Annotated in this window: 8 protein-coding genes; 3 read left to right on the forward strand and 5 right to left on the reverse strand. The window is 62.8% G+C overall.

Annotation, left to right across the window (positions count from 1 at the left end):
* From ACYQ0U_RS22445 to ACYQ0U_RS22465, 5 genes are all read right to left on the reverse strand, one after another.
* Positions 1-320 (reverse strand): hypothetical protein (locus tag ACYQ0U_RS22445; protein ID WP_459976109.1); only part of this gene is annotated, 320 nt, incomplete at its 3' end.
* Positions 321-385: 65 nt separating this feature from the next.
* Positions 386-1171, reverse strand: a complete 786-nt coding sequence (locus ACYQ0U_RS22450; protein WP_459976110.1) for a helix-turn-helix domain-containing protein — start codon at positions 1169-1171, stop codon at positions 386-388.
* Between the two features lie 74 nt (positions 1172-1245).
* On the reverse strand, positions 1246-1503 hold the full coding sequence (locus ACYQ0U_RS22455) for a helix-turn-helix domain-containing protein (RefSeq protein ID WP_459976111.1): 258 nt from the start codon (positions 1501-1503) through the stop codon (positions 1246-1248).
* Between the two features lie 169 nt (positions 1504-1672).
* On the reverse strand, positions 1673-2233 hold the full coding sequence (locus ACYQ0U_RS22460) for a hypothetical protein (protein WP_459976112.1): 561 nt from the start codon (positions 2231-2233) through the stop codon (positions 1673-1675).
* A gap of 21 nt (positions 2234-2254) precedes the next feature.
* Complete coding sequence (locus ACYQ0U_RS22465) at positions 2255-2830, reverse strand: hypothetical protein (protein WP_459976113.1); 576 nt, start codon at positions 2828-2830, stop codon at positions 2255-2257.
* A 450-nt stretch (positions 2831-3280) separates the two neighbouring features.
* Between ACYQ0U_RS22465 and ACYQ0U_RS22470 the strand changes: the two genes are divergently transcribed.
* The 3 genes from ACYQ0U_RS22470 to ACYQ0U_RS22480 all read left to right on the forward strand — a co-directional run.
* Complete coding sequence (locus ACYQ0U_RS22470) at positions 3281-3955, forward strand: iron-containing redox enzyme family protein (RefSeq protein ID WP_459976114.1); 675 nt, start codon at positions 3281-3283, stop codon at positions 3953-3955.
* Positions 3956-3980: 25 nt separating this feature from the next.
* A complete protein-coding gene (locus ACYQ0U_RS22475) occupies positions 3981-4583 on the forward strand; it encodes a DedA family protein (RefSeq protein WP_459976115.1) in 603 nt (200 codons plus the stop codon).
* A gap of 41 nt (positions 4584-4624) precedes the next feature.
* Positions 4625-4931 (forward strand): alpha/beta fold hydrolase (locus tag ACYQ0U_RS22480; protein WP_459976116.1); only part of this gene is annotated, 307 nt, incomplete at its 3' end.

A 4931-nucleotide genomic window follows, 5' to 3' on the forward strand; every position in this document is an offset into this window, starting at 1 on the left:
TAGAGTCGATCGATCCAGGTGTCTTCGTCGCGTTCGTCCCATGCGGTGGCAGCGCTCGACCTGGCGGACGAAGCTCCTCCGAGCTTGCTGAGCGCACGGAGCGCTTCTTCGCTGGTCAGAGCACGAAGCGACTCGACCGGCCGCCCGATTGCGTCCTCGATCGCGCCTTGACGCTCAGCCATCGTCGTCATGCCTCGCCCGTCGAGCGCCTTCCGCAACAGGTCGACCTGCCAGGACGCTGCCGGAGTCGTTGTCGGGGTCGTCCGCGTTGCCGGCTCGTCTGGCTCGTCATCGCCGAACAGAGAAAGGTCGCCAGTCACCCCCGAACTCTACGAGGCACCCGCCGGGGCACGACGGCGGAGGTGAGTCCATCGAGCTGGCTGCGTCACCTGGCGACGTAGTAGCCGCGATGGGTGTTGGCCTTGATGAACTCCATGAGGATCGCGCGGGAGATGAACTTGCGGTTGCCGATGGCGACCCACTCGATGTCGCCTTGAACGGTCATCTGATAGAGCGTGGAGTAGCTGATCCCCAGCGCCTTGGCGGCGTCCTTGAGACTCAGCAGCATCGGCCCGTCAGTGGATAGATGCGTCGGTCCGATGACGGTGTTCTGCTCGGCCTCGACCACGTCGATCTCGGAGGTGGCGGTCTTCCAGGAGCCGAAGTAGCCGTACGGTCGATCGAACTCAGCCTGCACCTTGGCGGCAGCGTCCTCTTCGCTGGTGGCACGCACGAAGCGCTCGGCTACCTGCACGCGAGTGACAACAACCTTGTACCGCATGTACGTCTCCTTGATCTCGCGCTTCGACTGCTTGATGACCGGTTTCGGCCGGGCGGCGACGCGTCGCATGTGGCGGGCGGTTGCGTCCGGAGTCGGCGGGGGTCCGGGTGGACGCCCTCGGCTCGGGGGCCGCGACGGGGTGGCGCTGGGTGTGGGATCCAAGTCCTCATCGGGGAGAGGCATGTGGTGCCCGTGCGCCAGGTAGTAGGCACCGGCCTCGGTGATCGCCGCCGTCCAGACCTTGTGCTTGCGGCCCACCGTCGCGAGCCCGCGACTCGCCAGGGCGCGTGCAGTGTTCTTGTGGCTCTCGTTCGGCCAGTCGCGCTTCGGGCACCCGGCTGCGATCCACCGGAGGACTTCAAGCTGGCGCGGGCTCACGCGACGGTCCACGATCGGTGACAGTAGTCCGGACGACTCAGAAGCCTGAGTTCAGGACAACGAACTTGTCGTTGGGCGGGTTCTGGTCACCCGCCGTCGGTCATCGCGAGCCCCTGAACTAGGGCTCCCGGGTCTTCCTGCAGGGCGCCGGCGATCCTGATGATGTTGTGCAGTGAGATGTTTCGCTGGCCGCGCTCGACCTGGCCGATGTAGGTCCAGTGGAGCTCGCAGATGTCGGCGAGGGCTTCCTGGCTGAGGCCAAGCTCTGTCCGGCGCTGCCGGACACGCGCGCCGAACTCGGCGGTGGCCGAGGAGAGCGGTGGCTTGCCAGCGGGACGGGGCACGCAGCAACCCCATCGATCCCAAGACTCTGCATCCAGAGACCTTGAATCCCAATACTTTGAGTCTTATCGTCGGGCCACCCGGACGGCCCGGGAGGGGCGCTGTCGTGGCGCCCAGGGTGACAGAGGAGATCTCAGATGAGCGGTGGCGACTGGACTCACACGGAGACGATCACGCTGCGCGAGAGTGTGCGGTCGTGGTTCCAGCGGCTGCTTCGTCGCTGAGCGTCCAGACGAAGCTGACCTCAGCCTTCGGGAGTAGCCAGCCAGGTACGGAGACTTCGACCTGCTTGGCTGGCGCTTCCGTTGGCAGGAACTTCACCTGTGCAGGAACGGCAGTGGAGAGCATCTCGCCAACCTTGAGTTCCGCGATGTCGGTGTCGCTGTAGTCGAGCACGAGGCGCATGCCGTGGGTGGGTTGCGTCAGCGCGATGCGGAACCGATGCCCGACGCGCCGGGAGATCGTCCGATAGACGTGGCGGATGCGCACGGGCTCCTTCTCGAGGAGTCGTACGTCACCCAGATCGACGGAGTAGGTCTGGCCGTACTTGCGGGTTGAGCGCCGAATCGGAAGATCCTGGCCGTCCACGCTGTAGGCAAGAACCTCGAAGGCGCTGCGCTCCCGAGCGTCGGCACCCGACTGCGGATCGAGATACCAACTCGTCGTCGCGGGAACGTCATCGAGATACTCACGGAACTCCTCCAGGTCGTTGGTCGAGGCGAACCGCTGCAACCGGGTACTCGGAACGAGCGTCTACTCCCATGTGACGACCACGTCGAACCACGGAGCGGGTACAGAGGGCCGAGCAGCACCTCTGGCGCTGCTCTCATCTATAGATGAGAGCCGGACGTTGATGTCGACGTCAGACCAGCGCTCCGGAGTACGGATGGCTTGGGACAGAAGACCGGAGTAGATTTCGCTGGCGAACTTCTCGTCACCCAAGCGGAGTGCCAGGGCGTTGGTGGCCAGCTTGTCGAGGGTCTCGGTGGTTGCGACGCCGCGCATGTTGTTGGGAGTCTCGGCGAAGCCGGCGACGACGGCGTTCCTGATGTCTGGCGCAGCTTCCTTGAGGATGTTACGCAGCCGCTCGGTGTCGGCTGCCTCTTTGTCGCGACCCGTGAAGAAGTCCACGGCGATGCCGATGGCACCGGTGACGAGGAAGACATCGGCCAGCCCGCTGACGAGAGCAACCGCCAGGTGTGGAGTCTCCACCGTGTCGAGCCATTCGGCCAGTGCTGAGGTCAGGAGACCGAGGATGACGAGCAGGGCTCCGACAACGAGGAGTTTGAGGCGGTGGACGCGAGACAACAGTGTGGAACGATCGTTCATACCTGCTTGAATTATGACCGATCTAATCGACTTTGTGAATAGCCGAATGTCGCCCGGATGCGGTGATTATCGCTGCGACAGCGTCGCGGGGAAGCCAGAGGCCAGCGACCAAGGATGGGAATTTGTTCTCGGGTTGGGTCGCAGGGGTGGTGGCCAACCCGCGGGAGCAGTCTTGGTCTGCCTGGTCGTGACGTCGACCGCCGGTGAGTGCCCCTGTGGCCCAAGGCACTGTTCGGCTAACCGACGACGCTACGCGGGGTCCTCGGTGGCGAGCACCGGGTGGTTGTCCGTGTCTAGCGACCGCTCGGCGGTGGGAACGTCATCAATTGCGGTCCAGACCGCAGGTCGAATCGATTCCGGATCGCTGGCCAGTGGTCGCGCGGCACCCTAATGTGGACCCTAAGTGCCGGAAGCCGTGATCTCGGGAGGCCCCTATTGAGAACTGACTGGATGGACGAGCTTGATGTCTACATCGATGAGCTGGTTCAGACCGAGGCCCCGATCATTAGAGACATCGCCAATGGGACAGTCGATCTGCGCGACCTTCCCTTCATTGCGCGGCGTCACTATGCCGAGGTTCGGACCTTCATAGATGTGAAGCTTCCGTCTCGCCTTCGGATATGTCCGTTTGAGGATTACCGAGCGAAGGCGTACTTCTCGGCGCTCTACGTCGAGGAGCAGGGAGAATTCCAGCCGGGCCGAAACCATGCACACCTGTTCGCGACGTTCTGCCAGGCCATCGGCCTCACGGAGCAGGAGCTGGTCGCAGAGTTTGAAGGGTACTGGCCCAACTACTCGTATCTCTTGATGGCGCCGCCATCGGAGTCGCTCGTTTTGAACGAACTGGCAATCTCGTATTCTTGGGAGTCGATGATCCGCAGAATAGCCGAGCCGTTGCAGCAGGTCTTGGCCAAAATTGCGGGCGAACGCTCAATCTCCGACAACGACCTTGAGTACTTTCCGGGCCACATCGAACTCGATGAGGAGCACGAGCAGATGGCCCGGGAGGCTCTCGCGAACTATGCCACGACTGATGAGCGGAGAGCGTTCATTATTGAAGCGACGCGGCGAACCTTGGTCGAAGCGAATCCCTGGGTATTGCCACTTCACCCTATCCTTTCGTAACACTGTAATGTATTCTAGAATATAGATGGATACACACCAAGCCTCGTACGGATTGTTGTTTCTGTTGCTTGCCCTCGAGGGCACGATCGTTTTAGGGCTCTTCTTTCCTGGCGTCACGGTTCTGGGAGTGGCGGGCTACTTCGCAGGAACCGGAGAACTCAACGCAGCGCTCGCGTTCTTCGTAGCAGCTCTCGGGCTCTTGGTTGGGGACAACCTCACGTATTCCGTTGGTCGCTTCGGACTCGATCGCTTCCGAAGGCTCCGCCAGTATGTGGCTCCACGTCGCGATCGCATCGAGCGGGCGCTTCGGCCCCGCAACGTCGCGCTCTACTTCTTTCAGTTCCCGATGCCGACCCGTGTGCTGGTTCCTGTCGTGGCGGGTGTTTCGCGATACGCGTGGGCGAGGTGGATCGCTATCGACGTGGTGGCGTCAGTTCTGTTCGTGAGCTGTGTCGGGGGTGCTGGTTACGCAGTGGGCGCCGCGTCGGCCGAGATGGGTATCGCGATCGAGCTCGGAAAGTACATCCAGATTGCCTTCGCGGCGATCTTGCTGATTTTCGTGCTTGTCCAGATCTACAAGTTCGTGCGGCGGCGCAAGCTTGGCGCTACCGGCCTCGAGGACGACTAGTGCAGAGGATCCGCGTCCCGGTTGAGGGTGCCTTGCTCAGCGTGACCGATTGGCGCCGGCACGAGGAGAGCGCCGGCCCGTCAACCCGGATGCCGTTGCTTTTCGTCGCGGGCTGGGCATCGACAGATCGCACCTGGGATCTGGTGCTGCCCCGGTTGGTCGATCATTTCGATCTCTACTACTTGGCCAGCCGGGAGAAGCCAAGCTGCCGCCTTGACGCGGGGGCGTCGTTGAGCCCGGTGGCGCACGCTCGGGATCTGGTGGACGTGGTTCGGTACCTCGGGCTGGACCAGCGGCCCTATGGTGTCGTGGGGGCGTCGACGGGAAGCAACTCGATCCTTGACGCTC

This window comes from Nocardioides pyridinolyticus (assembly GCF_054653575.1).

Coding starts and splice junctions, on each gene's coding strand:
- ACYQ0U_RS22465 (WP_459976113.1), bottom strand. CDS start 2,830: ATGAACGATCGTTCCACACTGTTGTCTCGCGTCCACCGCCTCAAACTC.
- ACYQ0U_RS22470 (WP_459976114.1), top strand. CDS start 3,281: ATGGACGAGCTTGATGTCTACATCGATGAGCTGGTTCAGACCGAGGCC.
- ACYQ0U_RS22475 (WP_459976115.1), top strand. CDS start 3,981: ATGGATACACACCAAGCCTCGTACGGATTGTTGTTTCTGTTGCTTGCC.